This window comes from Halorubrum depositum, from assembly GCF_007671725.1.
Classification (GTDB): Archaea; Halobacteriota; Halobacteria; order Halobacteriales; family Haloferacaceae; genus Halorubrum; species Halorubrum depositum.
In genome coordinates this window covers 170,011-193,613 of the sequence record NZ_VCNM01000002.1, presented here as the reverse complement: position 1 = coordinate 193,613, position 23,603 = coordinate 170,011, and the positions used below count along the sequence as shown (strand labels likewise).

The following is a 23,603-nucleotide window of genomic DNA, read 5'->3' as shown; positions in this document are numbered from 1 at the left end:
GTTCCGGAAGCGAGGCGGTTCGGCGGCGAAGCGAGTCGACGCCCCGGGCGGCAGGACCGAGCCCGGAGTCGGGACCGCGACTCAGTCCTCTTCGAGGAAGTCGACGACGAGGACGGGCACGTGCGTCGAGCGCAGCGTGCGCTCGGTGACGCTTCCGAGGAGCGCGCGCCGGACCCCGGCGCGACCGTGGCTCCCCATCACGATCAGGTCCACGTCGTGGTCCTCGGCGTAGTCGGCGATCACCTTGTGCGGGCGGCCGCCGGAGACGTGTTCGACGACGTCGATGTCGCGCTCCGCACCGCGTTCGGCGACGGTGCCGGTCGCCTCGTCGGCCTTCGATTTCAGCTCCTCCATCTCGCCGAACCGGCCCTGCTTGAGCCGGTCGACCTGTTCGGTTCCGAGGCCGAGGTTGACCGAGTCGATGTCGACCACGTATAGCGCGTGGACGTCGGCGTCGTACTTCTCGGCGAGGTCGAGCGCGTGCTCGACTGCGGACTCCGCCACGTCGCTTCCGTCGGTCGGGATCAGGATTCGTTCGTACATGGATCACTCCTCCGTGGCCGCGTCGTCAACTGCGCGCCCACCGTCGGTCGTCGCGTCGTCAACTGCGCGCCCACCGTCGGTCGCCACGTCCTCGCCGCCGTCGGCGACGACGTCCTCGGCGGTCTCCTGCTGCCCCATCGGTTCGGGGCTGTGACACTGCCGGACGATCCGCTTCGTTTCGAGCGACGGCTCGTCGGTGGCCATCGAGACGACGATGGTGACGACGAACACGACCGGGAGCGTGATGAGCGCCGAGCCGATGGCGGGCATCCACTGCGCCAGTCCCGCCGACAGCGGCGCGTCGAGCGAGCCGATGTACGTCGGGACGATCTGGTTGAACATCGGAATGGACCAGAGGGTCAGTCCGGTCGTCATGCCGGCGAGCGCCCCCGGCCGGTTGGCGTTCTCCCACCACATGCCGAGGAAGAACATCGGGAACAGGACGGAGCCGGCGAGCGAGAACGCGTAGCCCACGAGCGCGGCGATCGACGACGCGGGGTTGAGCGCGGCCAGCGTGGTCAGCGCGCCGAGCGCGACGATCGAGAGGCGGCCGACGAGGATCTGCTGGCGCTGCGTCGCGTCCTCGTTGATGATGTTCGTGTAGATGTCGTGGCTGATCGCCGACGAGCCGGCGATGAACAGCCCGGCGACCGTCGCGATGGCCGCGGCGATACCGCCCGCCGCGACGATCCCGACGAACCAGTCCGGGAGCCCGGACAGCTGCGCCGCCAGCACGACGATGACCTCGCTGGCCGCGCCCGTCATCCCGGGGTCACCGTACGTCGCGCCGACGTTCTGCGAGTAGAGATCGGTGCCGAACGCGGCGAACGCCGGGGCGCTCCAGTAGAGGATACAGATGAAGAACAGCCCCCAGACCGTCGACCAGCGGGCCGTCCGCTCGCTCTCGACCGTGTAGAACCGGACGAGCACGTGCGGGAGCCCGCAGGTGCCGACGATCAGCGAGAACGTCGTGGCGACCCAGAGGTAGTAGCTCGACGAGGCGAACGGCTCGGAGAACTCGCTGCCGAGCTCGCTGATCAGCATCCCGTACTCGAGCTGCGGCAACACCGTGGAGTAGCCGTTGGTGTAGCCGACGACGAACAGCCCGACGACGAACGCGAGGATGAGGATGACGTACTGGACCGCCTGGTTCTTCGTGGCGCCCAGCATGCCGGACAGCGTCAGGTAGCCGACGGTGACGACCATCATGGCGACGACCATCACCTGGTACCCGTCGAGGCCGGGGATGAGTCCCCCGTAGTTACCGAAGATGTACAGGCCGACCAGCGCCATCCCCTTCGCCTGTCCGATGGCGTAGACGAAGCCGATGAGGAACGTGGTCACCGCCGCGATGGCGCGCGCGGTGTCGGAGTTGAACCGGTCGCCGACGAAGTCCGGCGCCGTGTACTTCCCGAACCGGCGCAGCTGCGCGGCGAGGAAGATGAGCAGGATGAAGTATCCCGTCGTCCAGCCGACGACGAACACGAGCCCGTAGAAGCCGGCCAGCGCGATGGACGCCGCATCCCGAGATAGGACGCCGCCGACATCCAGTTCGCCCCGATCGCCATCCCGTTCTCGACGTTCCCGATGGACCGGCCGGCGACCCACATGTCGTCGGTGTCGGCCACGCGGAAGACGAAGCCGATCGTGAGGAACAGCCCCAGCATCCCGATCACGAGGATCGCCGGCGCCAGCTTGAACGAGATGTCGAGGGCCTCCGGAAGGAGGTCGCTCTGCAGCAGGACCGATCCCGCCGTCATTCCTCGGCCCCCCCGTCGGCCGCCGCGACATCAGCGCCGCTTCCGGTCTCCGTGACGGTGGCGTGATCGATACCGTACTTGTCGTCGAGCGCGTCACGCTTACGAGAGTACCAGAACGCGAGGATCAGCGCGCTGGTCGGCGCCCCGAAGGCGACGAGGAAGTAGTGGAGAGGGAAGCCTAAGATCGGCATCTGACTCGTCATCGGGCCGGGCGCGAGCCGCGTCAGCGTCACCGGCCCCCATACCGCCAGGACCCAGACGGTGAACCCGGTCCAGACGATGCGGAGGTGGTCCCGCATGTACGGCGTGCTCGGGTTCAGGATGTTCACCTCCGCTCCGAGATAGTCGGTGTCGTTGTGCGTCTGTGCCGCGCCCGTGGCGACGCCGCCGTCGGTGGCCGCGTCGTCAGTTGCGCGTCCACCATCCGTGGCCGCGTCGTTCGGTGCGCGGCCCCCGTCAGTGACCGCGTCGTCAACCGCGGACCCACTATCGGCGGACGCGTCGCCTGAGTCGTGTGTGCTATTATCTGTCATGTATCGCTGTGTGTCGTTGTGGTGTGTCGTCGTGCGTCGTTTATTCGATTCGATCGTGATATTCGTTCGCGCGTCGGCGTCGTCGGATCGTGTGGTCGCGTCGAAAACGGAGCCGCCGTTCGGCTACTCGCGTTTCGCCTTCTGCTGGATCTCCTCGACGATCTCCGGGTTCCGGAGCGTGCTCGTGTTACCGAGCTCCTTGCCGTCGGCGATGTTCTCCAACAGGCGCCGCATGATCTTCCCCGAGCGCGTCTTCGGCAGGTCGGGGGTGAACACGACCTGCTCCGGCCGGGCGATCGGACCGATGGCGTCCTCGACGCCGGCGACGATCGCGTCGCGGAGCTCGTCGGTGCCCTCGTACCCGTCCTCGGTCGTCACGTACGCGTAGACGGCCTCGCCCTTGATCTCGTGGTCGCCGCCGACGACGGCGGCCTCCGCGACCCCCTCGACGCCGACGATCGCGGACTCGATCTCCATCGTCCCCAGCCGGTGGCCGGAGACGTTGAGCACGTCGTCGACGCGACCGAGAACGGTGATGTAGCCGTCCTCGTCGATCTTCGCGCCGTCCTCCGGGAAGTAGACCCAGTCCTCGGGGTCGTCGCTGTCGGTGTCCGAGTACTCGGCCCAGTACTCCTCGATGTAGCGCTCGTCGTTTTTGTACAGGGTCCGAAGCATGCCGGGCCACGGCTTCTGGACCGTGAGGTAGCCGGCCTTTCCGGGCTCGACCTCGTCGCCGAGCGTGTCGAGGATCTGGATGTCGAGCCCCGGGAGCGGCGGCCCCGCGGCGCCCGGCTTCATGTCCTTGGTCCCGGGCAGCGTCGTGATCATCATCCCGCCGGTCTCGGTCTGCCACCACGTGTCGACGATGGGGCACTCCTCGTCGCCGATGTGCTGGTAGTACCACTTCCACGCCCGCGGGTTGATCGGCTCGCCGACCGTGCCGAGCAGCCGCAGGCTGGAGAGGTCGTGGCGGTCGGGGTACTCCGCGCCCCACTTCATGAACGCGCGGATCGCCGTGGGCGCCGTGTACAGCTGGGTCGCCTCGTACTCCTCGACGATCTCCCACAGGCGGTCCTGTTCGGGGTGATCCGGCGTCCCCTCGTACATCATCGTCGTCGTCCCGAGCGCGAGCGGCCCGTAGACGATGTAGGAGTGACCCGTGATCCACCCGATGTCGGCCGAACAGAAGTACGTGTCATCCGGCTTGATGTCGAGGACGGACTGCGAGGTCCACGACACCCACGAGAGGTAGCCGCCGGTCGTGTGTTTCACCCCCTTCGGCTTCCCCGTCGTCCCCGAGGTGTACATTAAGAACAGCATGTCCTCGGCGTCGCGGGTGACCGGCTCGACCTCCGCGCCCTCGTGCTCCGCGACGAGGTCGCCGTAGTCGAGCTGGTCGTCGCCGAGCTCGTGGCCGAAGTCGTCGCCGTTCGGTCCGAGTCGGTCGACGACGACCGTGGTCGTGTCGTGGTCGACCCCGGAGAGCCCCTCGTTCGCCTTGTCGAGGTGGTCGAGGGGGTCGCCGCGCCGGTAGTAGCCGTCGCAGGTGACGAGGTACTCCGACTCCGCGGAGTTCATCCGCGTCGCGAGCGCGTCCGCCGAGAACCCGGCGAAGACGACGCTGTGGGGCGCGCCGATCCGGGCGCACGCCAGCATCGCGATCGGCAGCTCCGGGATCATCGGCATGTACATCGTCACGACGTCGTCCTCCTCGACGCCCTGGGCGCGGAGCGCGGCCGCGAACTCGTTCACCTCGCGGTGGAGCTCGGCGTACGTGTACGTGCGGTCGTCCTCGTCGACCGGCTCGCCGACCCACTCGATCGCGGCCTCGTCGCCGCGCTCGTCGAGGTGTCGGTCGAGGCAGTTCGCCGACGCGTTCAGTTCGCCGCCGGTGAACCACTCGTAGAAGGGCGGGTCGCTGTCGTCCAGCACCTGGTCGTAGTCGGACTCCCAGTCGAGGAGGTCGGCCGCGGCCTGCCAGCACTGCGGCCAGTTCTCCTCGAACTTCTCGTAGATCTCGGGGTCGGAGACGTTCGCCTGCGCCGCGAACGACTCGGGCGGCTCGAACACCTCCTGCTCTTCCAGTCTCGCTTCCAGTTGACCGTCACCCTCTGTCATGGTACGATCGTATCCAACCGATCTCGGCATATAAACGCTGACGCTAAATACGAAAAATCATGAGGAATTCGCGGGTCTCTGCCCGGTCCCTCCCACCCGAGTCGCGCTCCCGGTGCCCGCGAGCGCTCCGCGAGCTCCGTCTCAACGGCGCTCTCGGTGCTCCTCCTCGAAGAGGCCGTCGAGAAGCGCGCGCTGGGCCTTCCGCAGGTGGTTGTGGAACGTCGGCGAGGAGACGTCCATCGCGTCGGCGACCTCCTCGGCGGTGCTCTCCCGCGGCCAGTCGAAGTAGCCGCCGTGGTACGCGGCCGACAGCGCGGCCCACTGCCGATCGGTGAATCGGTCGGCGACGTCCTCGCGGAACGCCGACTCCGAGCGCGACGCGCGGACCGCGGACTCCTTGCTCGCGAGCCGGGCGTCGTCGAATTCGGTGCGGAGCCCGTCGGCCACCGGCCTGACGTCTGCGCCCCCGGGGAGGTCGGCGACGACGCGCACGCGCCCGTCCTCCGCGGTCGCCTCGCGGACCGTCGCGCCGTGCTCGGTGAGCGTCCGAACGGCCGACCCCCCCTCGACGCGCACCGAGGCCGAGCAGCCGTCCTCCCGCGTCTCGGTCACCCGGAGGTCCGTGACGCCGTCTGCGCCGTCGACGACGTCGGCGACGTCTTGGGGCCTCGCGCCCGCGACGGAGAGGTACAGCCGAGAGGCGTCGTCGGTGACGCCGACGGTGGAGTCGAGATCGATCGCACAGCCGAGGGCGGCGCTCGCGCGGGCGAGGAACGCCCCGCCGTCGGCGACGTGGAACTCCACCTCCGTGACCGCGTCCGAGTGGAGGAGGTCGCGCCACCGACCGGCCGTCACCGCCCACCCGAGACAGCGCCCGAGCGCCACCAGCTCCCGCCGTTCGGTCTCCGAGACCGGCGTCCCGTCCCCGGCGACGACGCAGAGCGCTCCGTGCGTCACGCCCCGGTAGCTCGCGGGGACGGCAATCCCGGGGCGCCCGTCGGCGGTCGGTTCGCCGCCGGTCGGCACGGGCTCGCCGTCCTCGACCGCGTCAAGCCACGGCCCCTCCCGCGTGACGCCGCGGTCGACGAGGACCTCCCGGTCGACGCCCGCGGCGCCCACGACCTCCGTCCGGCCGCCGTCGACCGACCCGCGGACCACCCACGCCTCGGTCCACCGTCCGGAGTCGACCAGCCGCTCCGGAACGGTCGCGAGGGGAGACTTCTCCCCCTCACCGTCGGCGAGGGCCTCGAAGCCGCCGAGCGCGGACGGTTCTCGTCCGCCGGCGTCGCCCTCGGTGTCGGCGCCCTCGGCGTCCGCGGCGGCTCCGGCGACCGCGAACGCCTCGGCCACCTCGCGCCCGTCGAGCGGGCCGAGGAACTCGTCGAGCGTCCCCAGCGTCTCCCAGCCGCCGGCCTCCCGCACGGCGTGGGGGTCGACGCCCCGGTCGACGAGGTGCCGGCGCGCGAACGCGTCCCGGAGGTCGCGAGGCGTGACGTCGGCGGGCACCGCGCCGTCGGTCCGCGCCGCCGCCCGCTCGGCGGTCTCGCTCACGATCATCTGGACGCGACGGGGGGAGACGCCGACGAACGGCTCCGCGTCGCCGAGCCCCTCACTCTCGGCGTACCGCCGGAGCTCGGACGCCAGCGAGGCTGGGACGACGGTCTCGCGGTCGATCGGTTCCACCGCGGCGTCGCCGCTCGACGGTTCCTCCTCGCCCTTACCCCGCGCTTCCGCGCCGTCGTCGGGGACGGCGAGGAGGGACGCGCCGGAACCGACGCCCGGATCCCGGAGGTGCCGCGGCGCGACGCGCGTGATCTCGCCGGTCCGGAGCCCGGCCTCACCGGCGAGCCGAACCACGACCGCGGCGCGGTACGTCTCCGCGGCGGTCAGGAGCGCGTCGTACGCCTCGCCGTCGAGCCCGTCGACCATCTGTTTCGTGAATACACAGAAACCCGAATCAAAAATCTTCCCCCGATGGCCGTCTGTCGCGGTTCGCGAGCCGAGTCGCGTCCGACGCGTTCGGCAGACGGGTCCAGTTGCGAAATATCGATGGTCAAAGTTTCGGATGTCAGATCAAACCCGAAACAACGGTCGGTCGCCGGATCGAAGACGGGCCGCTCCGACCGAGCGGTCGGTTCAGGCGGCCTCGGCCCAGACACCGTCAACTCAGGCCCCGTCGGCGACGCCCCACGCGATGTGGTCCCACAGGCGCTCGTAGGCGTAGTAGGTCGCGGTCTTGACGACGTTGGTCACCAGCCCGATGTTCACGGCGTCGCTGACGTCGCCGACGATCGCCCACGCCACGATCACGGTGATCGTGACCATGACCGCGCGGTAACAGAGCGTCTTGGCGACAGCGCGCTTCCGGGCGTGGAGCGCGGACCGAGAGACGAACGTGCCCATACCGGTACGTCGGAGTCCACCTATATGAAACTTTGAGAGATTTCTATCCTCGCTAAAAGTAACTATATATAGTTACTCCTTTCGGACGGAAGACTCGATCTCGCCGACGACCTCCGGGTTCCGGAGCGCGCTGACGTCGCCGAACTCCTCGCCGCGCGCGATGTCTTCCAGCAGGCGGCGCATGATCTTCCCCGAGCGCGTCTTCGGGAGCTCCGGGGTGAACACGATCCGGTCCGCCCGGGCGAGATCGCCAACCTCGCGGGCCAGCTCCTCGCCGATCGCCGTCGTGAGCGACTCGTCGGGCTCGACGTCGCTCCGGGTGGTCACGTAGGCGACGACGTCGCCGTCGCCGTCGCCGACGACCGCGGCCTCGGTGACCCCCTCGACGCCGACGATCGCCGACTCCAGCTCCGCGGTGTTGAACCGCTGCGCCCGCACGTTGATCACGTCGTCGACTCGACCGAGAATGGTTACGTAGCCGTCCTCGTCGACCGTCGCGCCGTCGCCGGTGCGGTACCGCCAGCCGTCCTCGGTCTCGACCCAGTACTCCCGGCGGTAGCGCTCGTCGCCCTCGCGGAGCCCGCGGAGCATGCCGGGCCACGGCGAGGCGACCGTGAGGTACCCCGGCTCGCCCGGGTCCACCGGCTCGCCGTCCTCGTCGACGACGCGCGCGTCGATCCCGGGCAGGGGCGGCCCGACTTTCCCGGGCTTCATGGGCGTGATCCCGGGCAGCGTCGCGAGCGCGATGGCGCCCGTCTCCGTCTGCCACCAGGTGTCGACGACCGGCGCCTCGCCGCCGCCGACGTGCTCGCGGTACCAGTGCCACGCCTTCGGCGTGATCGACTCGCCGACGGTGCCCAGCAGGCGGATCGACGAGAGGTCGTGCCCCTCGGGGTACTCCGCGCCCCACTTCATGAACGACCGGATCGCGGTGGGCGAGGTGTAGAAGACGCTGACCGCGTTGCGCTCGATCAGGTCCCAGACGCGGTCGCGGTCCGGGTAGTCGGGCGACCCCTCGTAGAGGACGGTCGTGGTCCCGACCGAGAGGGGGCCGTACACGCCGTACGAGTGGCCCGTGATCCAGCCGATGTCGGCCGCGCACCAGTAGGTGTCCGACGGGCGGACGTCGAGCACGTTCCGGGTGGTCCAGGCGACGTGCGCGAGGTACCCGCCGGTCGCGTGTTCGACGCCCTTCGGGCGACCGGTCGTCCCGGAGGTGTACATCACGAACAGCAGGTCGGTGGCGTCGCGCGCGACCGGTTCGACCATCTCACCGTCGTGCGCGTCCACGAGCGACTCGTACGCGTGCTCGTCTGCGCCGAGCGACACGTCAAGCGCGTCGCCGAGCCGGTCGACGACGACCGTCGCCGCGAGGTCGCCGTCGGCCCGGAGCCGGGCGTTGTCCGCCTTCGACTTCTGGTTGAACGCGTCCTCCCGCCGGTAGTAGCCGTCGCAGGTGATCAGGTACGAGGAGTCGGCCGCGTCGAGGCGGGTGGCCAGCGCCTCCGCCGAGAGCCCCGCGAAGACGACGTTGTGGGGCGCGCCGATCCGGGCGCACGCCAACATCGCGATCGGCAGCTCCGGGACCATCGGGAGGTAGAGGGTGACGACGTCGTCCTCCTCGACGCCGAGCTCCCGCAGGCCGGCCGCGAGCGCGTTCACCTCGCGGTGGAGGTCGAGGTAGGTGTACGACCGCCGCTCGCCTCGCTTGCCGAACCACCGGATCGCGAGCTGGTTGCGCCGCTCGTCGAGGTGGCGGTCGACGCAGTTGGCGGCGGCGTTGAGCCGCCCGTCCGGGAACCACTCGTAAAACGGCGGATCGCCGTCGTCGAGCACCGTCTCGTACGGCCGATCCCAGTCGAGGAGGTCCGCGGCCCGCCGCCAGGCGTCGGGCCCCTCGGCCGCGAACGCGTCGTACACCCCCGCGTCGCTCGCGACGGCCCGATCGCGGAACCCGGTCGGCGGCTCGATGTCGTCGTCGGCGGCAACGGACCGGTCCCGTTGTCGGCCGTCGACTCCGGCGTCGTCCATGATACCCGTTCGCAAGTGGAGGAATGTATACTTTGTCCGCGGTCCCGGCGGGTGGCGGTGTCCCCCGACGGGGTCGTCGTCGGCGTCGCCTACGTCGACTCCGCCGGCGCGAGCGCGGCCGCCTTCGACCGCGCGCGCGCTACGACCGAGGGCTTGGCCTCGAAGTCGACGGTCACCTGGTCGCTCGCGTACGACTCCTCGTCGACGTGGCCGTGGTCGTGGATCCACGAGACGAGGCTCATCGCCGCGTCGGAGACGGGGAGGACGAGCCGCTCGCGCTCCCAGTCGGGGAGCTCGTCTTCGACGCGGTCGCGGAGCTCCGCGACGCCCGCGCCCGTCTTCGCCGAGACGGCGACCGGGTCGGGCGCGACGCCGGAGAGCGCGCCGCGCTTGTCGGCCAGCTCGCCGGGGGCGAGCCGATCGACCTTGTTGAACACGGTGACCACGGGCGCCTCGTTGCGCTCGTAGAGGGTGTCGTGGCTCGTGACGAGCTTCTCGCGCATCTCCTCGACCGGCTCGCTCGCGTCGACGACGAGCAGGACGAGGTCGGCGCGGTAGACGGAGTCGAGCGTCGACTCGAACGACTCCACGAGCCAGTGCGGGAGGTCCGCGATGAACCCGACCGTGTCCGTGAGGAGCACGTCGCGCTTCTCCATCTCGGCCCGGCGGGTCGTCGTGCCGAGCGTGGTGAACAGCATGTCCTGTGACTCCGCGGTGGTGTCGAGGTCGGGGTGGCGGTCGGCGTTCTCGTCGACGTCGATCTCGGCCGCGAGCCGGCGCATCAGCGTCGACTTGCCGGCGTTCGTGTACCCCGCGAGCGCCACGAGATCGAAGCCGGAGTCGCGGCGCTGCTCGCGCCGGGCCTCCTCCTTCTCCGCGATCGACTCCAGCTCGTCTTGAATCTCGGAGATCTGGCGTTTGATGTCGCGCTCGACGCTCTCGTCGTACTCGCCGAGCCCCATGAAGCCGGGGCGCTCGTCGCGCTTCGCGAGGCTCGCCTTCGCCTCGGCGCGGGGGAGCTCGTACCGGAGCTCCGCGAGCTCGACCTGGAGCTGCGCCTTCCGGGTGTTCGCCCGCTGGCCGAAGATCTCGAGGATGAGCGTGAACCGGTCGATCACCTCGACGCCCTCGGGGAGCTCCCCGCCGATGTTGAACGTCTGGTACGGACCGACGTCGTTGTCGACGATGACCGCCCCGGCGTCGGTCCGGCGGACCAGGTCGCGCAGCTCCGCGACCTTCCCCTCGCCGAACATGAAGGCGGCGTCCTCGGTGCGGGTCTGCGTGAGCTCCCCGACGACCTCGTACCCCGCGGCCGCGGCGAGCTGGCGGATCTCGGTCAGGTCGGCGTCGCCTGAGTCGACCCGCTTGGCGACGACCGCCCGCCGCTCACGGGGGACCGACTCGGCGTCTCTCCCGGCGCTGCCGTCGGCGTCCGCGCCCTCGACGCTCCCGGTCATAAGAGGAGGTCTCGGGCCGCGTACGCGGCGTGGTGTGCTGCCTGCACTGTTTCGCGCTCCCCTACGCTCTCGACGTATTTAAACTCGGGTCGGAAGCTCAGCCCGACCCGCTCCGCGGGCTCCTCGTAGAACTCGCCGTGCTCCGCGACGATCGGTCCGTCCGGCGGCGCTGGCAGATTCCCGACCGCGGTCGCCACGAGCCCGAGCGTCGCGTCGAGCGTGGGGCCCTCGCGCGCGTCGGCGAAGCCCACTCCCTCCACCGACCGAATTCGGGTCGAGTCGATCCGGGCGTGGACCGCGGCCGCCACCATCAGGTACTCGCCCGCCTCCTCGTGGCGGCCGCTGATGTCGACGCCGACGACTTCAGGGACGGGCGCCGGCCACCTCGGTTCGCCCGGGTCGCGAGCGCTTATCGACTGGTGTCAGTTCCATAACTACTCGTTGGTCGCCGGCCGAATTGAAGGTTTCCGTGGTGAGCACCGGATATTCGAACGCGCCGTCTCAGGCCGACAGCGCCGCGACCGCATCGCCGATCCGGTCGACCGCGTCGTCGACGTCGTCCGCGTCGACGTCGAGGTGCGTGGTGAACCGCGTCGTGTACTCGTCGAACTCGACGCAGCCGACGCCCGCCGCCTTGCAGGCCTCCACGAGGTCGGCCGCCGAGATCTCGGCTTCCTCGGTGTGCGCGACGACGATGTTGGTGTCCGGCGCGGGCGCGTCGACCCCGTCCAGCGCGTCGACCCCGTCGGCGAGCCGTGCGGCGTTGGCGTGGTCGTCGGCGAGCCGGTCGACGTTCTCCAAGGCGAGCAGGCCCGGCGCGGCGATCATCCCGGCCTGTCGCATCCCGCCGCCGAACAGCTTCCGGACGCGGCGGGCCTTGTCGATAAAGGCCTCGTCGCCGGCGAGGATCGAGCCGACGGGCGCGCCGAGCCCCTTCGAGAGACAGAACGTGACGCTGTCGACCGGGTCGACGATCTCGCTCGCGTCGACCCCGAGCGCGACGGCGGCGTTGAACACGCGGGCGCCGTCGAGGTGGACCGGCACGCCGGCGTCGCGGGCGACCTCTGCGGCCGCGGCGATCCCCTCGACCGGGACCGCGACCCCGCCGCGGTAGTTGTGGGTGTTCTCCAGCGAGAGGAGGCCGGTTCCGGGGCGGTGGAGGTCCTCGCGCACGAGCCCCTCGCGCACCGCGTCGGGGGTCGGGACGCAGCGCTCGCCGGCGTCGATCGTCCGAGTCTGGACCCCCGAGAGCTTCGACGCGCCCGCGAGCTCCCACCGGTAGACGTGGGACTCGCGCTCCAAGAGGAGCTCCTGTCCGGGCTCCGTGTGGACGTGGACGGCGATCTGGTTGGCCATCGTCCCGGAGGGGACGTAGATCGCCGCTTCGGTGCCGACCGCCTCCGCGGCGCGGCGCTCTAACTCGTTGACGGTCGGGTCGTCGCGGTACACGTCGTCGCCGACCTCGGCGGTCGCGGCCGCCTCGCGCATCTCGGCCGAGGGCCTCGTGACGGTGTCGGACCGCAGGTCGATGGTGTCCTCGTCTGTCTCCATTCGTTGTCGGCGGTTCGACGGCCGACCTGAAATAGGTCGCGCTCGGGGCCGGCTCGTCCGGCTCTCCCGGACGTTCCGCGTTCGGTCCCTTCTTAACCGCCGCGACCGATCCGTGACGTATGGCAACGGAAGCCGCGGCCGACGACGCGAGCGACGCCCCCGAGGCGTACGAGGCCCTCCTTGACCGCGTTCGACGCTGGAACACGGTCGGGAGCGCCGCCGGCGTGCTCGGCTGGGACCAGCAGGTGATGATGCCCCAGGGCGGCACGCCCGCCCGGTCGAAGCAGCTCTCGACGCTCTCGTCGATCAAACACGACATGATCACGGACGACGAGACCGGCGAGCTGCTCGCCGAGCTCGACGACGCCGACCTCACCGACGAACAGCGGGCGGTCGTTCGCGAGGTCCGCCGCGAGTACGAGCGCGCCGACGCCGTCCCCGTCGAGCTCGTCGAGGAGATCTCCGAGACCGGCTCCGAGGCGCTGGGGGCGTGGGAGGAGGCGAAAGCGGAGGACGACTTCGAGGCGTTCGCCCCGTACCTGGAGAAGCACGTCGAGCTCAAGCGGGAGTACGCCGAGCACATCGACCCCGACCGCGACCCTTACGAGGTCCTCTTCGAGGACTACGAGCCGTGCCTCTCGATCGACCGCGCCGAGTCGATCCTCGACGAGCTCCGCGAGACGCTCGTCCCCATGATCGACGCGATCCGCGACTCCGACGCGGACCTCGCCGTCGACACCTTCGAGGGCACCTTCCCCGAGGACGAGCAGGAGGAGCTCGCCCGGGAGGCGCTCGAGCTCGTCGGCTACGACTTCGACCGCGGCCGCCTCGACGTCTCCTCGCACCCGTTCACCTCGGGCAACCAGTTCGACTGCCGCGTGACCACCCGGTTCGACGAGTCCGACCCGCTCGGCGCGATCGGCTCGACGATCCACGAGTACGGCCACGCGCAGTACAACCTCGGGCTCCCGCGGGAGGAGTGGGCCACCCCGCTCGGCGAGTCGCGCGACCTCTCCGTCCACGAGTCGCAGTCGCGGCTCTGGGAGAACCACGTCGGGCGGAGCCGGGCGTTCTGGGAGCTGTTCCTCCCCCGGTTCGAAGCGCAGTTCCCCCAGACCGAGGCGGCCACGGTCGAGGACGCCTACGAGGCGGTCAACCAGGTGCACGAGGACAACCTCATCCGCGTCGAGGCGGACGAGCTCACCTACCACCTCCACATCGTCGTCCGGTTCGAGATCGAGCGCGACCTGATCCGCGGCGACCTCGCGGTCGAGGACGTGCCGGAGGTCTGGAACGACAAGTACGAGGAGTACCTCGGGATCCGCCCGGAGACCGACAGCGAGGGCTGCCTCCAGGACATCCACTGGAGCCACGGCAACTTCGGCTACTTCCCCACCTACTCGCTCGGCTCCGTGATGGCCGCGCAGCTGTTCGCGGCCGCCGAAGAGGAGATCGACGACCTCGACGCGAAGATCGCCGACGGCGACTTCGACGAGCTGCAGTCGTGGCTCGGCGAGAACGTCCACCGACACGGATCGCGATACGAGACGAACGAGCTGGTGAAGCGCGCGACCGGCGACGACTTCTCCGCCGACGCGTTCACCGACTACGTCGAGGAGAAGTACGGCGAGCTGTACGGGATCTAGCTCGCGTACCCGGCAATCGGGATTTTTACCGGTACGCCTCTATTTTCGGCGCATGAACGGCCAGGTTTCTTCCCCGGAATGGGCGGGGGACATCTTCTCGGTGTACGATCAGGTGTTGTCCGAACTGTTCTGGTTTCTCGCGGGGTTCGGAGTTATCTACCTCATCGGCCAGGCGTTCCTCGTTCCCCTCATCACCCATGTCGTCAGATCGCGCAACCGCAACAATCCCACGATCGAGACCGCAGTGAAGACGTATCTCCGGGTGCTCCTGATCGGATTCGCGACCCTCACGGGTATCATCGCCGCCGGCTACGGGCGGGTGCTCTCCGAGTCGGCGGTCATTATCGCGGCGCTCACGTTCGCGTTCGGTATCGCGGGTCAGCAGGTGTTCGGATCGCTTATCAGCGGGATGTTCCTCGTCGCCGACCCGGATTTCAACGTCGGCGACTGGATCGAGTGGCCGGGCGGGAGCGGCACCGTCGAAGCGGTCGACTTCCGCGTCACTCGGGTCCGGACGCCGGACAACGAGACCGTCTCGATCCCCAACACCGAACTCACATCCAACGCCATCACCCGACCCTACGGCCGGAACACGTATCGAATCACGGAACAGGTGTACGTCGCCTACTACGAGGACGCCGAGCGAGCTCTACTGGAGTTACAACAGACCGCCGCGACTCTCGAGTCGGCCCTCGGCGATCCGGCGCCGAACGCGCGCCTCGTCGAACTCGGCGAGAACGCGGTCACGATACAGGCGGAGTTCTGGATCGACGATCCGAGAGACAGGGACATGGTGACGATTCGCTCCGACTTCCGCCGAGCGGTGAAGCGGCGCTTCGACGAGGAGGGGATCACGCTCGCACCCCCGTCCGCGCAGTTGCTCTCGGGTGAACTGACCGTGACCGAACGCCGGACCGAGTCGTCCGCCCCGAGCGGGTGAAACTGATCGCAGGAAAGTGCGAGGGACGTTCCCGTGGACTTCCGTGATCCGGGACGTCGACGGAGCCGTTACGCGCCCAGCCGGAACCCGGTCATCAGGACGACGATCCCGAGCATCACCGCGGCCTCGAACAGGCCGACCACGAGGTTCTTCTTCTCGATCGATTCGAGCCGCGAGGCGTCCGGCTCCGGCGAGAGCGTCTCGTAGTAGGCGCTGAGCTGGAGCCGGTGCGGGACCGCGAGCCCGAACGCGAACAATCCCCAGCCGAGCCCGAGCGCGGCCGACGACCACGTCCCGGCGAACCCGTACCCCAGCCCGAGGCCGGGCGTCAGCAGGACGGTCCCCGAGAGCACGGTCGTGAGCGAGAAGCCGACGAGGAAGAAGACGGCCTTCGGGACGAGCGTCGTCGTCACCGCCGCCGACGCCTCCGCCCCGAGCCCGCCGAGCGTCGGCCCGATGATCGACGGGAAGATGAGCGCGAACCCGAACCAGACCGCGCCCGCGGCGACGTGCGTGTAGAAGAGCAGTTCCGTGCTCGAAAGGAGGAGACTCGCGCCGAAGAAGGCCAGCGGGACGAGGAGGCTCCCGGCCGCGAACGCCGGGTTCGCCGCCGCCGCGAGGTGCTGAACGCGCTCCACTACGCTACCGTCCGCCACGTGACCGTGCTCGTGACTCACAGCCATGAACCGATGAACGTTAATATGTCTGATAATAGTAACGATCGAGGCAGTCCTCTGACAGGAACGCGCCGGCGAGACCTCGCTCCGGTCGGTCCCGTCACTCGCCGGCCGGGGGACCGCTCGTTTTAGTGGCCTCGCACTCGCTCGGCCACTCGGCTCGCGGCTGCACCGCTCGCCTACGGGGCCTCCCCTCGGTCGACCCCGCTACTTCTCGATGATGCTCTCCTCGACCGCCTCGCCGAAGTGCCGCGCCACGTCCTCGTAGTAGACCAGCGCCTCGTCGCCCTCCTCTAAGTCCGTGACCGCCTTCTTGCCGTCCGCGGTCGCGACCTTCACCGTCTCGGCGTTCTGGATCAGCGTCTCGACGCGGTCGACGCCCTCCTCCGTCTCGACTTCCGCCTGAATCCGGAACATCGGGCGCTTCTCGATCTTCACGCGCCCGACGATCGCCTCCCGGGTGTGGCCCGCGGTGTCGACGATCTGCACCTCGTCGCCGCTGGACAGCTCCGCGAGGTAGTTCGTGCCGCCCTCGGCGTTGCGGACGTAGGCGTGGACGGCCCCGGCGTTCACGCGGAACGGGCGCGACTCGACGTACGGCGACTCCGCGGTCTCGGCGTGGACGAAGAACAGCCCGCGCGACATCGACCCCACGAGCATCCCCTCGTCCTCGTCCATCAGCGACCCGGTGTCGATGCAGACGCGGTCGGCCATCCCGGTGCGCTCGACCGCGGTCACCTCGGCGTGCCGGAGGTCCAGCGTCTCGCGGTCGGCGGCGTCGCGGGCGTCGACCGCGCCCCGGATCTCGTCCGGCGAGTCGCTGTCGAGGAGCACGCCGTCGGCGCCGATCTCCAGCGTCTCGAATGCGGTCTGCGCCTCCGCGGCGGTCGTCGCGCCGGCGACGAGGTGCGTCTCCTCGCCGACCCGCGCGATCAGGTTCTCCAGCGGGATGATCGACCAGTCCTCGCCGACGACGATCGTGTACTCGGCGTCCGCGGCCGCCTCCTCGGCGAAGCGCTCGTACTCGGTGCCGAGCACGCGGACGTAGACGCCCTGCGCGCGGTCGTCGCCCCGGCGGACCGTTGTGAGGTCCGCGGAGCCGGAGAAGTCGTTCGGGAGGTCGATCGTCCCGTCGCCCTCGCCGCCCTTGCCGACGAAGTAGGCGTCGGCCTCGGCGGCGCTCTCGGCGTCGTCGATGACGTCCGCCTCCGAGCGGAACGCCGCGACCTTGACGTCGCCGAGTTCGCGGACGCGCCCCACGTCGGCCTCGTCGACGAGCACCCAGTCCGCGCCGGCCTCGATGGCGGCCGTGATCCGTCGCTTCCGCGCCTCCCAGTCGCCGACGCTCCCGTCGGCTTTCACCCAGACCGTGCGTGTCATTGTCGGAACCTCACGGCGGGCGGGCTTGAAAACTGCGGAAGGGTCGTGCGTTGCGGGCGACGGGTCGACCGCCAGCGACGGATCGAACGCCAATTGGTATTAGTCGCCTCGGCCTGTCGGTGGCGGTATGTCCGATCCGCCGCTGGTCGTCGGTATCCCGGGAAGCCTGCGCGAGACGAGCTACACGCGTCTGGGGATCGAGCGCGCGCTCGACGGCGCTCGCAGGGCCGGCGGGCGCGCCGAACTGGTCGACCTCCGCGAGTACGACCTCCCGACGTACGACGCCGACCGCGACGAGGCGGGGGACGCCGACGCGTTCAAAACGCGGCTCCGCGAGGCCGACGCCGTCCTCCTCGGGACGCCGATGTACCACGGCTCGTACTCGTCCACGCTGAAGACGGCGCTCGACTACTGCGGCTTCGAGGAGTTCGAGGACGAGACCGTCGGGCTCCTCGCGGTCGCGGGCGGCGGCTTTCCGGTGACGGCGTTAGAGCACCTCCGCTCCGTCTGCCGGGCGCTGAACGCGTGGGTGATCCCGCATCAGGTGGCGATCCCTCGCGCTCACGCCCAGTTCGAGGACGGCGACCTCGTCGACGAGGGCCTCGACGAGCGGACGCTCACGCTGGGCCGCCGCGCCGTGCAGTACGCCGACATCGAACCCGACCCGGACTCGTTCGAGGGAGACCAGAACGTCGGCGCGAGGTGACCGCGGGTCTCGACCGCGGCCGTGATTCGCCCGCGACCGTGATTCCTCGGCGGTCGTGAACCGACGCTCACCGTGAGCCGACGCCGACGGCCGCGCGCCGCGAAGACGACAAAGCACTTACCACTGAGATCGGTATCGTTCCACGTATACTTCGAATGACGACACTACGCCGGCGGCTCTCGAAGGCGGGTTCCCGATACGCCGCTGCGCGCGAGTCCCTCCGCGGACGCGCAGCCCCGCACCTCGGGATCGATCCGCGAGCGCTCGGCGCGTTCCGGATCGCGCTGGCCCTCCTGCTCCTCGGTGACCTCCTCGTCTATCGGCTTCCGGAAGTGGGCGCGTTCTACGCCGACGACGGCGTCCTGCCGCGCTCGACGCTCGCCGAGGTCTACCCGGCGTTGGAGTCCGTTTCGATCCACGCGGTCTCCGGGTCGGCGCGGGTACAGGCGCTGCTGCTCGCGGCCGCCGCGGTCGCCGCAGTCGCCCTCCTCGTCGGCTACCGGACGCGGGCGTCGACGGGGGTCTCCCTCCTCCTGCTCGCGTCGCTGTACGCCCGGAACCCGTACGTGATCAACGGCGGGAACACGATCCTGGTGGTGTTCCTGTTCCTGGCCCTCTTCCTCCCGTTGGACGCCCGGTGGTCGACGGGCACGGACGGGCGGGTCGGCCGCGCCGACCGCGCCGACCGCGCCGACCGCGCCGACCGCGCCGACCGGAGAAATGTCGTCGAACGAGCGGACGACGAAGGGGCGGAGTCGGCCGACCGCCGGATCTGTTCGCTCGGGACGGCCGTCACCCTCCTGACGCTCCTGTCGATCTACGCGGCGAACGTGGTCTCCAAGTACCGGAGCGACGCGTGGATGTCCGGGACCGCGGTCCCCCGTATCTTCCAGATCGAGGAGTTCGTCGTGGGACTGGGTCCGCTCGTCTCCGAACGCGCCGCGCTCCTCGCGGCGATGAACTGGCTGTGGGTCGCGCTCCTCTCGGCGTCGGTGCTCCTGATCGTCGCGACCGGGCGGCTCCGGGTCGCGGTCGCCCTCGCGTTCGTCTCCGCGCACCTCGGCATGGCCGCGACGATGCGGCTCGGCGTGTTCCCGTTCGTGATGGTCGGCGTGCTGCTCCTCTTCCTCCCGCCGAGGGCGTGGGACGTCATCGAGTCGGTCGCGTCGAAATTTCCCGGGCCCTCTCGGGTGACGGGGCGCGCGTACCGGAGCGACGGCGGATGCACAGAGGAACCCGCGTCCCCGGTCCCGTACGGGGTTCGTCGGGGGATCCGAGTCGGAGCCGCCGTGCTGCTCGTAGGCTTTTTCCTCGCGCTCGTGTGGTGGCAGGCCGCGGGAGTGGGGCTCGTCGACCTCCCGGCGTCGGAGTCGGCCGGTGAGCTCTCCGAGGTCAGCTGGTCGTTCTTCGCGCCGAACCCGCCGGACACCTCCAGCTGGTACGTCGTCCGCGCGACGCTCGAATCCGGCGAGTCGGTCGGCGTCCGGGACGGGGGCGCGGTCTCGTTCGATCGGCCGCCGGACGCGGCGGACACGTACCCGTCGACCCTCTGGCACCAGTTCGGGCACCGGATGCGGTACGCCGGAGAGACGCGGTACCGACCGGTAGCGGAGTACGTCTGTGAGCACGCGGACCCCAGTGTGGAGTCGGTGACCGTCTTCCACGTCGAGCAGGAGGTCGGTCCGAGCGGCCCGGTGGGCGAGCCGGAGCCGCAAGAGCGGATCAGCGTGGCCTGTTGAGTTCCCTGAGATCCCTTCGCGTCGACGACTGAGTCGGCGTCGGCGCGGGGCGAACGGTGCGCCTCGATCGGGTCGTTACGCCTCGACGAACCCGCCCGCGCGGAGCGCCTCGTCGACGCTCGCGTCGTCGTGGACGATCGCCGAGACCGCGCGGGCGATCCCCTCCGGATCCTCGTGCTGGAAGATCGACCGCCCCATCGACACGCCGGCCGCGTCGCCGTCCATCGCGCCGCGCACCATCTCGACGGTCTCGCGGTCGGTCCCCTTCGACCCGCCGGCGATGACGACCGGGAGCCGGGTCGACTCCGTGACGCGGGCGAACGAGTCGCCGTCGCCGGAGTACCCCGTTTTCACCACGTCGGCGCCGAGCTCCTCGGCGAGCCGGACCGCGTGTCCGAGCGACTCGGGGTCGGTCTCGTCGACGCCCTCGCCGCGCGCGTACGCCATCGCGAGCACCGGCAGGCCGAGGCGCTCGGCGTTCGCGGTCAATTCCGCGAGCTCCTCGATCTGGTCCGGCTCGTGCTCCGAGCCGACGTTGATGTGGAAGGAGACGGCGTCGGCGCCCGCGCGCACCGCGTCCTCGGCGGTGGCGGTGACGCGCTTGTCGCTCTCGTCGGGGCCGATCGTCGTCGACCCGTTGACGTGGACGATGTAGCCCGCGTCGTTCTTGTTCGGGTGGACGCGCGGCGCGACGCCGCGCTGGGTGAGGACCGCGTCCGCCCCGCCGCGCGTGACGCCGTCGATCGTCGACTCGATGTCGACGAGGCCATCGACGGCGCCCATCGTGATCCCGTGGTCCATCGGGACGATGAGGTAGCGGTCGTTCGTGGAGATGCGTTCGAGTCGTGCCGAGAGTCCTGCTGTCATGGTGGGTTCGGTCGTTGTGTGAGAGTGTGGCAATCGCAGGTAAGTGGGTTTCGTTCGGGGTCGTATTGGCTCGAATCCGCGGTCACCGCGACTCCGCGGTCCCGACTCGGGCGGCGTAGCCGCGCTCGGCGCCCGCCTTCAGCTCTCGCGAGAGCGCCTCCAGCCGGTCCGCGACCTCGTCGGTCGACAGGTCGTTCTCGACGCCCTCGGCGACGATGTCGACGAGCGCCGAGCCGACGATGATCCCGTCGGCGCCGCCGGCGACGATACGCTCGGCGTGCCCGCCGGCCGAGATACCGAACCCGACGGCCTTCGGCACGTCGTACTCGGCGAGCCGGTCGAGGCTCTCGGTCGTCTGGTCGGAGACGTCGTCGCGCGCGCCGGTCGTCCCGAGCCGCGCCTGCACGTAGACGTACCCCGACACGCGGCTCATGATCCGGTCGAGCCGGTCGCCGACCGTGGTCGGCGCGACGATGAAGACCAGATCGAGCCCGAACTCGTCGCACGCCTCCCGCAGCGGGTCGGCCTCCTCGGCCGGGAGGTCGGGGACGACGAGCCCCTCGATGCCGGCCGCGGCGGCGCGCTCGACGAAGGGACGGGGGCCGGTTTCAGCCCCGTATTGGTAGATCAAATTGTAGTACGTCATGCAGACGAGCGGCGCGTCGACGTCCAGCTCCTCGGCGAACGCGAAGAACCGGTCCGGCGTCATCCCGTCGTCGAGCGAGCGCACGAGGGCGCCCTGGATCGTCGGCCCCTCTGCGATCGGCTCCGAGAACGGGAGCCCGAGTTCGATGACGTCGGCGCCGCCGCGGTCGAGCGCGCGGACGTACTCCAGCGACGCCTCGTAGGAGGGGTCGCCGACGGCGAGGTAAGGGACGTAGGCGGGGCCGTCCGCGAACGCCTCGGCTATCGCGGCCGAGTTGCCCGTCTCCGGCTTCGCCGCCGACTCCGTGTTCCGATCCGCCATTCAGATCCCCCCCGTGAACATCGACATGTCCGGCGCCTCGTCGATGTCGCGCTTGTCCGTCTCCTCGATGGCGGCGTCGAGGTCCTTGTCGCCGCGCCCGGAGACGTTCACCACGACCCGCTCGCCGAGATCCTCGTGATGCTCCTCTAAGAATCCGAACGCGTGGGCCGTCTCCAGCGCGGGGATGATCCCCTCCGTGCGCGAGAGCCGGTGGAACCCCTCAAGGGCGTCGTCGTCGTCGACGGCGACGGGGTTCACGCGCCCCTCGTCGACGAGGTACGCGAGCTCCGGGCCGACGCCGGCGTAGTCGAGCCCGGAGGAGATCGAGTGGCTCTCCATGATCTGTCCGTCGGAGTCCTGCAGGAGCTTGGTGCGCGCGCCGTGGAGCACGCCCTCCTCGCCGGTGTACAGCGACGCGGAGTTCGGGGCGACGCCCGCCTCTTCGTCGACCTCCAGCGTCGAGCCGCCGGCCTCGACCGCGTGGAGCGCGACCTCCTCGTCGTCGACGAACGCCGCGAACGCGCCCATCGTGTTCGACCCGCCGCCCGCGCAGGCGACCACGTCGGTCGGGAGCTCGCCCGTCTTCTCGATCGACTGCGCGCGCGCCTCCTCGGAGATGACCGCCTGGAAGTCGCGGACCATCACGGGGAACGGGTGCGGGCCGACGATCGACCCGATGACGTAGTGGGTGTTCTCGACGGTGGTCGCCCAGTCGCGCATCGTCTCCGAGATGGCCTCCTTCAGGGTGCCCCGGCCCGCGGTCACCGGATTCACCTCGGCGCCGTTGAGCTTCATCCGGAAGACGTTCGGGCGCTGGCGGTTGATGTCGCGCTCGCCCATGTATATCTCGCAGGGCATGTCGAGGTGCGCGGCCGCCATCGCGGTCGCGGTGCCGTGCTGGCCGGCGCCCGTCTCCGCGATGATCCGCTCTTTCCCCATGTACTTCGCCAGCAGGACCTGCCCGAGCGCGTTGTTCAGCTTGTGCGCGCCGCCGTGGAGCAGGTCCTCGCGCTTGAGGAATATCTCCCGGTCGTAGCGCTCGGAGAGCCGGTCGGCGCGCTGGAGGGGAATCGGGCGCCCGCCGAAGTCGGCGAGCCGCTCGCGGAACTCGTCCATGAACCCGTCCTCGTTCTCGAGGACGTACCGCTCGTAGGCGTCGGTCAGCTCCTCGATCGCCGGCATCAGCGCCTCGGGGACGTACTGGCCGCCGTAGCGGCCGAACTTTCCATCCTCGCGGCCGCGCTCGCGGCCCGGGCGTCGCGACAGCTCCGCCCGCGTTGCTCCCGCGCCGGTCGTCTCGCTCGTGGTGGATCCGGTTTCGCTCATGTGGGTGTCTCCGTGGTGTCTGTGGTCTCGTCGTCCGCGGCCGCCTCCTCGTCGTCAGCGCGCCCGCCGCCGTCCGCCTCCGCCCGCGTCAGCGCCCGCGTGTTCGCCTCGACGTCGCCGTCCATGATCGCGCTCCCGACGAGCAGCGCGTCGGCGCCCGCCGCCCGCATCCGGCGGGCGTCCGACGGCGATCCGATCCCGCTCTCGGCGATCAGCGTCGCGTCGTCGGGGACGTGGGGCGCCACGGACTCGAAGGTTCCGAGATCGACGACCAGCTCCGCGAGGTCGCGGTTGTTCACGCCGATCGTCGTCGCGCCCGCGTCGAGCGCGGCGTCCAGCTCCTCGCGGTCGTGGACCTCGACGAGGACTTGGAAGCCGCGCTCGCGGGCGGCGGCGAGCAGGTCCGGGAGGTCGTCGCCGACGAACCGCGCGATCAGCAGGACGACGTCGCTCTCGACGGCGTCGAGCTGCGACTCGGCGACGACGAAGTCCTTGCGGAGGACCGGCACGTCGACCGCCCCTCGCACGCGTTCGAGGACCTCGACGCTCCCGCCGAAGTGCTCCGGCTCCGTGAGCACCGAGAGCGCCGCGGCGCCGCCGGCGACCATCCCCTCGGCGAGCGCGACGGGGTCGCCGTCGCGGGTCCCGTCGGTGGTCGGGCTCGTCGGCTTGACCTCGGCGACGACGGGCACGCGCCCGTCGGCCTCGGCACGGTCGAACGCGGCGCGCAGATCGCGCGGATCGACGTCGACGCGGTCGGTTCGGCCCTCCGCCGCCCGGTCGCGCGCGGCCGAGAGTATCGACCTGACCGCGGGGGCCAGCTCGGTTGGATCCTCCATTAGTGTACACTAATGCACGTATCTGTTCATAAGGCTTGCGGGCGGGATCGCTCGGTGCGGTGTGGAGTTCCCCGGGGGCCCGACCGCCGGCGTCGCCCCCCTCGTTTTAACCGTCGGGGC

At 70.0% G+C, this 23,603-nt stretch carries 19 protein-coding genes and 1 pseudogene; 4 read left to right on the top strand and 16 right to left on the bottom strand.

Going from position 1 to position 23,603, the window contains the following annotated elements; genetic code table 11:
• Positions 1-81: 81 nt before the first annotated feature.
• The 10 genes and pseudogenes from FGM06_RS08465 to FGM06_RS08420 form a co-directional block, all read right to left on the bottom strand.
• Positions 82-543, bottom strand: a complete 462-nt coding sequence (locus tag FGM06_RS08465) for a universal stress protein (RefSeq protein ID WP_144798808.1) — start codon at positions 541-543, stop codon at positions 82-84.
• 3 nt (positions 544-546) lie between these two features.
• A pseudogene (locus FGM06_RS08460) lies at positions 547-2,303 on the bottom strand (VC_2705 family sodium/solute symporter).
• Positions 2,300-2,836, bottom strand: a complete 537-nt coding sequence (locus tag FGM06_RS08455) for a DUF4212 domain-containing protein (RefSeq protein ID WP_144798806.1) — start codon at positions 2,834-2,836, stop codon at positions 2,300-2,302. The pseudogene FGM06_RS08460 and the gene FGM06_RS08455 overlap by 4 nt, the downstream one beginning before the upstream one ends.
• Positions 2,837-2,959: 123 nt before the next feature.
• Positions 2,960-4,954, bottom strand: coding sequence for an acetate--CoA ligase (gene acs, locus FGM06_RS08450; protein ID WP_144798804.1), 1,995 nt, complete (start codon positions 4,952-4,954; stop codon positions 2,960-2,962).
• A 141-nt stretch (positions 4,955-5,095) separates the two neighbouring features.
• Entirely contained in the window at positions 5,096-6,883 is a 1,788-nt protein-coding gene (locus FGM06_RS08445) for a bacterio-opsin activator domain-containing protein (protein ID WP_144798802.1), read from the bottom strand.
• A 237-nt stretch (positions 6,884-7,120) separates the two neighbouring features.
• On the bottom strand, positions 7,121-7,357 hold the full coding sequence (locus FGM06_RS08440; RefSeq protein ID WP_144798800.1) for a DUF2061 domain-containing protein: 237 nt from the start codon (positions 7,355-7,357) through the stop codon (positions 7,121-7,123).
• 72 nt (positions 7,358-7,429) lie between these two features.
• Positions 7,430-9,388 carry an acetate--CoA ligase gene (acs, locus tag FGM06_RS08435; protein ID WP_144798798.1) on the bottom strand — a complete coding sequence of 653 codons (1,959 nt, stop codon included), beginning with the start codon at positions 9,386-9,388 and terminating at the stop codon, positions 7,430-7,432.
• Positions 9,389-9,477: 89 nt separating this feature from the next.
• Positions 9,478-10,845, bottom strand: coding sequence for a GTPase HflX (gene hflX / locus FGM06_RS08430; protein WP_144798796.1), 1,368 nt, complete (start codon positions 10,843-10,845; stop codon positions 9,478-9,480).
• Positions 10,842-11,192 carry a DUF2209 family protein gene (locus tag FGM06_RS08425; protein WP_144798794.1) on the bottom strand — a complete coding sequence of 117 codons (351 nt, stop codon included), beginning with the start codon at positions 11,190-11,192 and terminating at the stop codon, positions 10,842-10,844. The genes hflX and FGM06_RS08425 overlap by 4 nt, the downstream gene beginning before the upstream one ends.
• Positions 11,193-11,346: 154 nt before the next feature.
• Positions 11,347-12,396: a threonine aldolase family protein gene (locus FGM06_RS08420; RefSeq protein ID WP_144798792.1), complete on the bottom strand. Its 1,050-nt coding sequence runs from the start codon at positions 12,394-12,396 to the stop codon at positions 11,347-11,349.
• A 119-nt stretch (positions 12,397-12,515) separates the two neighbouring features.
• Between FGM06_RS08420 and FGM06_RS08415 the strand changes: the two genes are divergently transcribed.
• The gene (locus tag FGM06_RS08415; RefSeq protein ID WP_144798790.1) at positions 12,516-14,042 is read left to right on the top strand and encodes a carboxypeptidase M32; all 1,527 of its coding nucleotides are present in this window, start codon (positions 12,516-12,518) and stop codon (positions 14,040-14,042) included.
• 52 nt (positions 14,043-14,094) lie between these two features.
• Positions 14,095-14,982 carry a mechanosensitive ion channel family protein gene (locus tag FGM06_RS08410; RefSeq protein ID WP_144798788.1) on the top strand — a complete coding sequence of 296 codons (888 nt, stop codon included), beginning with the start codon at positions 14,095-14,097 and terminating at the stop codon, positions 14,980-14,982.
• Between the two features lie 68 nt (positions 14,983-15,050).
• On the opposite strand, the gene FGM06_RS08405 is transcribed toward FGM06_RS08410, so the two are convergent.
• Together FGM06_RS08405 and FGM06_RS08400 are read right to left on the bottom strand one after the other, a co-directional pair.
• A complete protein-coding gene (locus tag FGM06_RS08405; protein WP_144798786.1) occupies positions 15,051-15,665 on the bottom strand; it encodes a hypothetical protein in 615 nt (204 codons plus the stop codon).
• A gap of 201 nt (positions 15,666-15,866) precedes the next feature.
• Positions 15,867-17,039 (bottom strand): 3-dehydroquinate synthase II, encoded by a 1,173-nt coding sequence (locus FGM06_RS08400; protein ID WP_144798784.1) that lies wholly within the window; start codon positions 17,037-17,039, stop codon positions 15,867-15,869.
• Positions 17,040-17,166: 127 nt separating this feature from the next.
• Between FGM06_RS08400 and FGM06_RS08395 the strand changes: the two genes are divergently transcribed.
• Positions 17,167-17,745, top strand: a complete 579-nt coding sequence (locus FGM06_RS08395; RefSeq protein WP_144798782.1) for an NADPH-dependent FMN reductase — start codon at positions 17,167-17,169, stop codon at positions 17,743-17,745.
• 155 nt (positions 17,746-17,900) lie between these two features.
• Positions 17,901-19,484 carry an HTTM domain-containing protein gene (locus FGM06_RS08390; RefSeq protein ID WP_144798780.1) on the top strand — a complete coding sequence of 528 codons (1,584 nt, stop codon included), beginning with the start codon at positions 17,901-17,903 and terminating at the stop codon, positions 19,482-19,484.
• 75 nt (positions 19,485-19,559) lie between these two features.
• Here the strand turns inward: FGM06_RS08390 and FGM06_RS08385 are convergent, their stop codons facing one another.
• The 4 genes from FGM06_RS08385 to trpC all read right to left on the bottom strand — a co-directional run bounded on the left by FGM06_RS08385 (position 19,560) and on the right by trpC (position 23,483).
• Positions 19,560-20,351, bottom strand: coding sequence for a 2-amino-3,7-dideoxy-D-threo-hept-6-ulosonate synthase (locus FGM06_RS08385; RefSeq protein ID WP_144798778.1), 792 nt, complete (start codon positions 20,349-20,351; stop codon positions 19,560-19,562).
• A gap of 82 nt (positions 20,352-20,433) precedes the next feature.
• Positions 20,434-21,318, bottom strand: coding sequence for a tryptophan synthase subunit alpha (trpA, locus tag FGM06_RS08380; protein ID WP_144798776.1), 885 nt, complete (start codon positions 21,316-21,318; stop codon positions 20,434-20,436).
• Positions 21,319-22,644: a tryptophan synthase subunit beta gene (gene trpB / locus FGM06_RS08375; RefSeq protein ID WP_144798774.1), complete on the bottom strand. Its 1,326-nt coding sequence runs from the start codon at positions 22,642-22,644 to the stop codon at positions 21,319-21,321.
• Complete coding sequence (gene trpC / locus FGM06_RS08370; protein WP_144798772.1) at positions 22,641-23,483, bottom strand: indole-3-glycerol phosphate synthase; 843 nt, start codon at positions 23,481-23,483, stop codon at positions 22,641-22,643. Before trpC ends, trpB begins: the two co-directional genes overlap by 4 nt.
• Positions 23,484-23,603 lie beyond the last annotated feature (120 nt).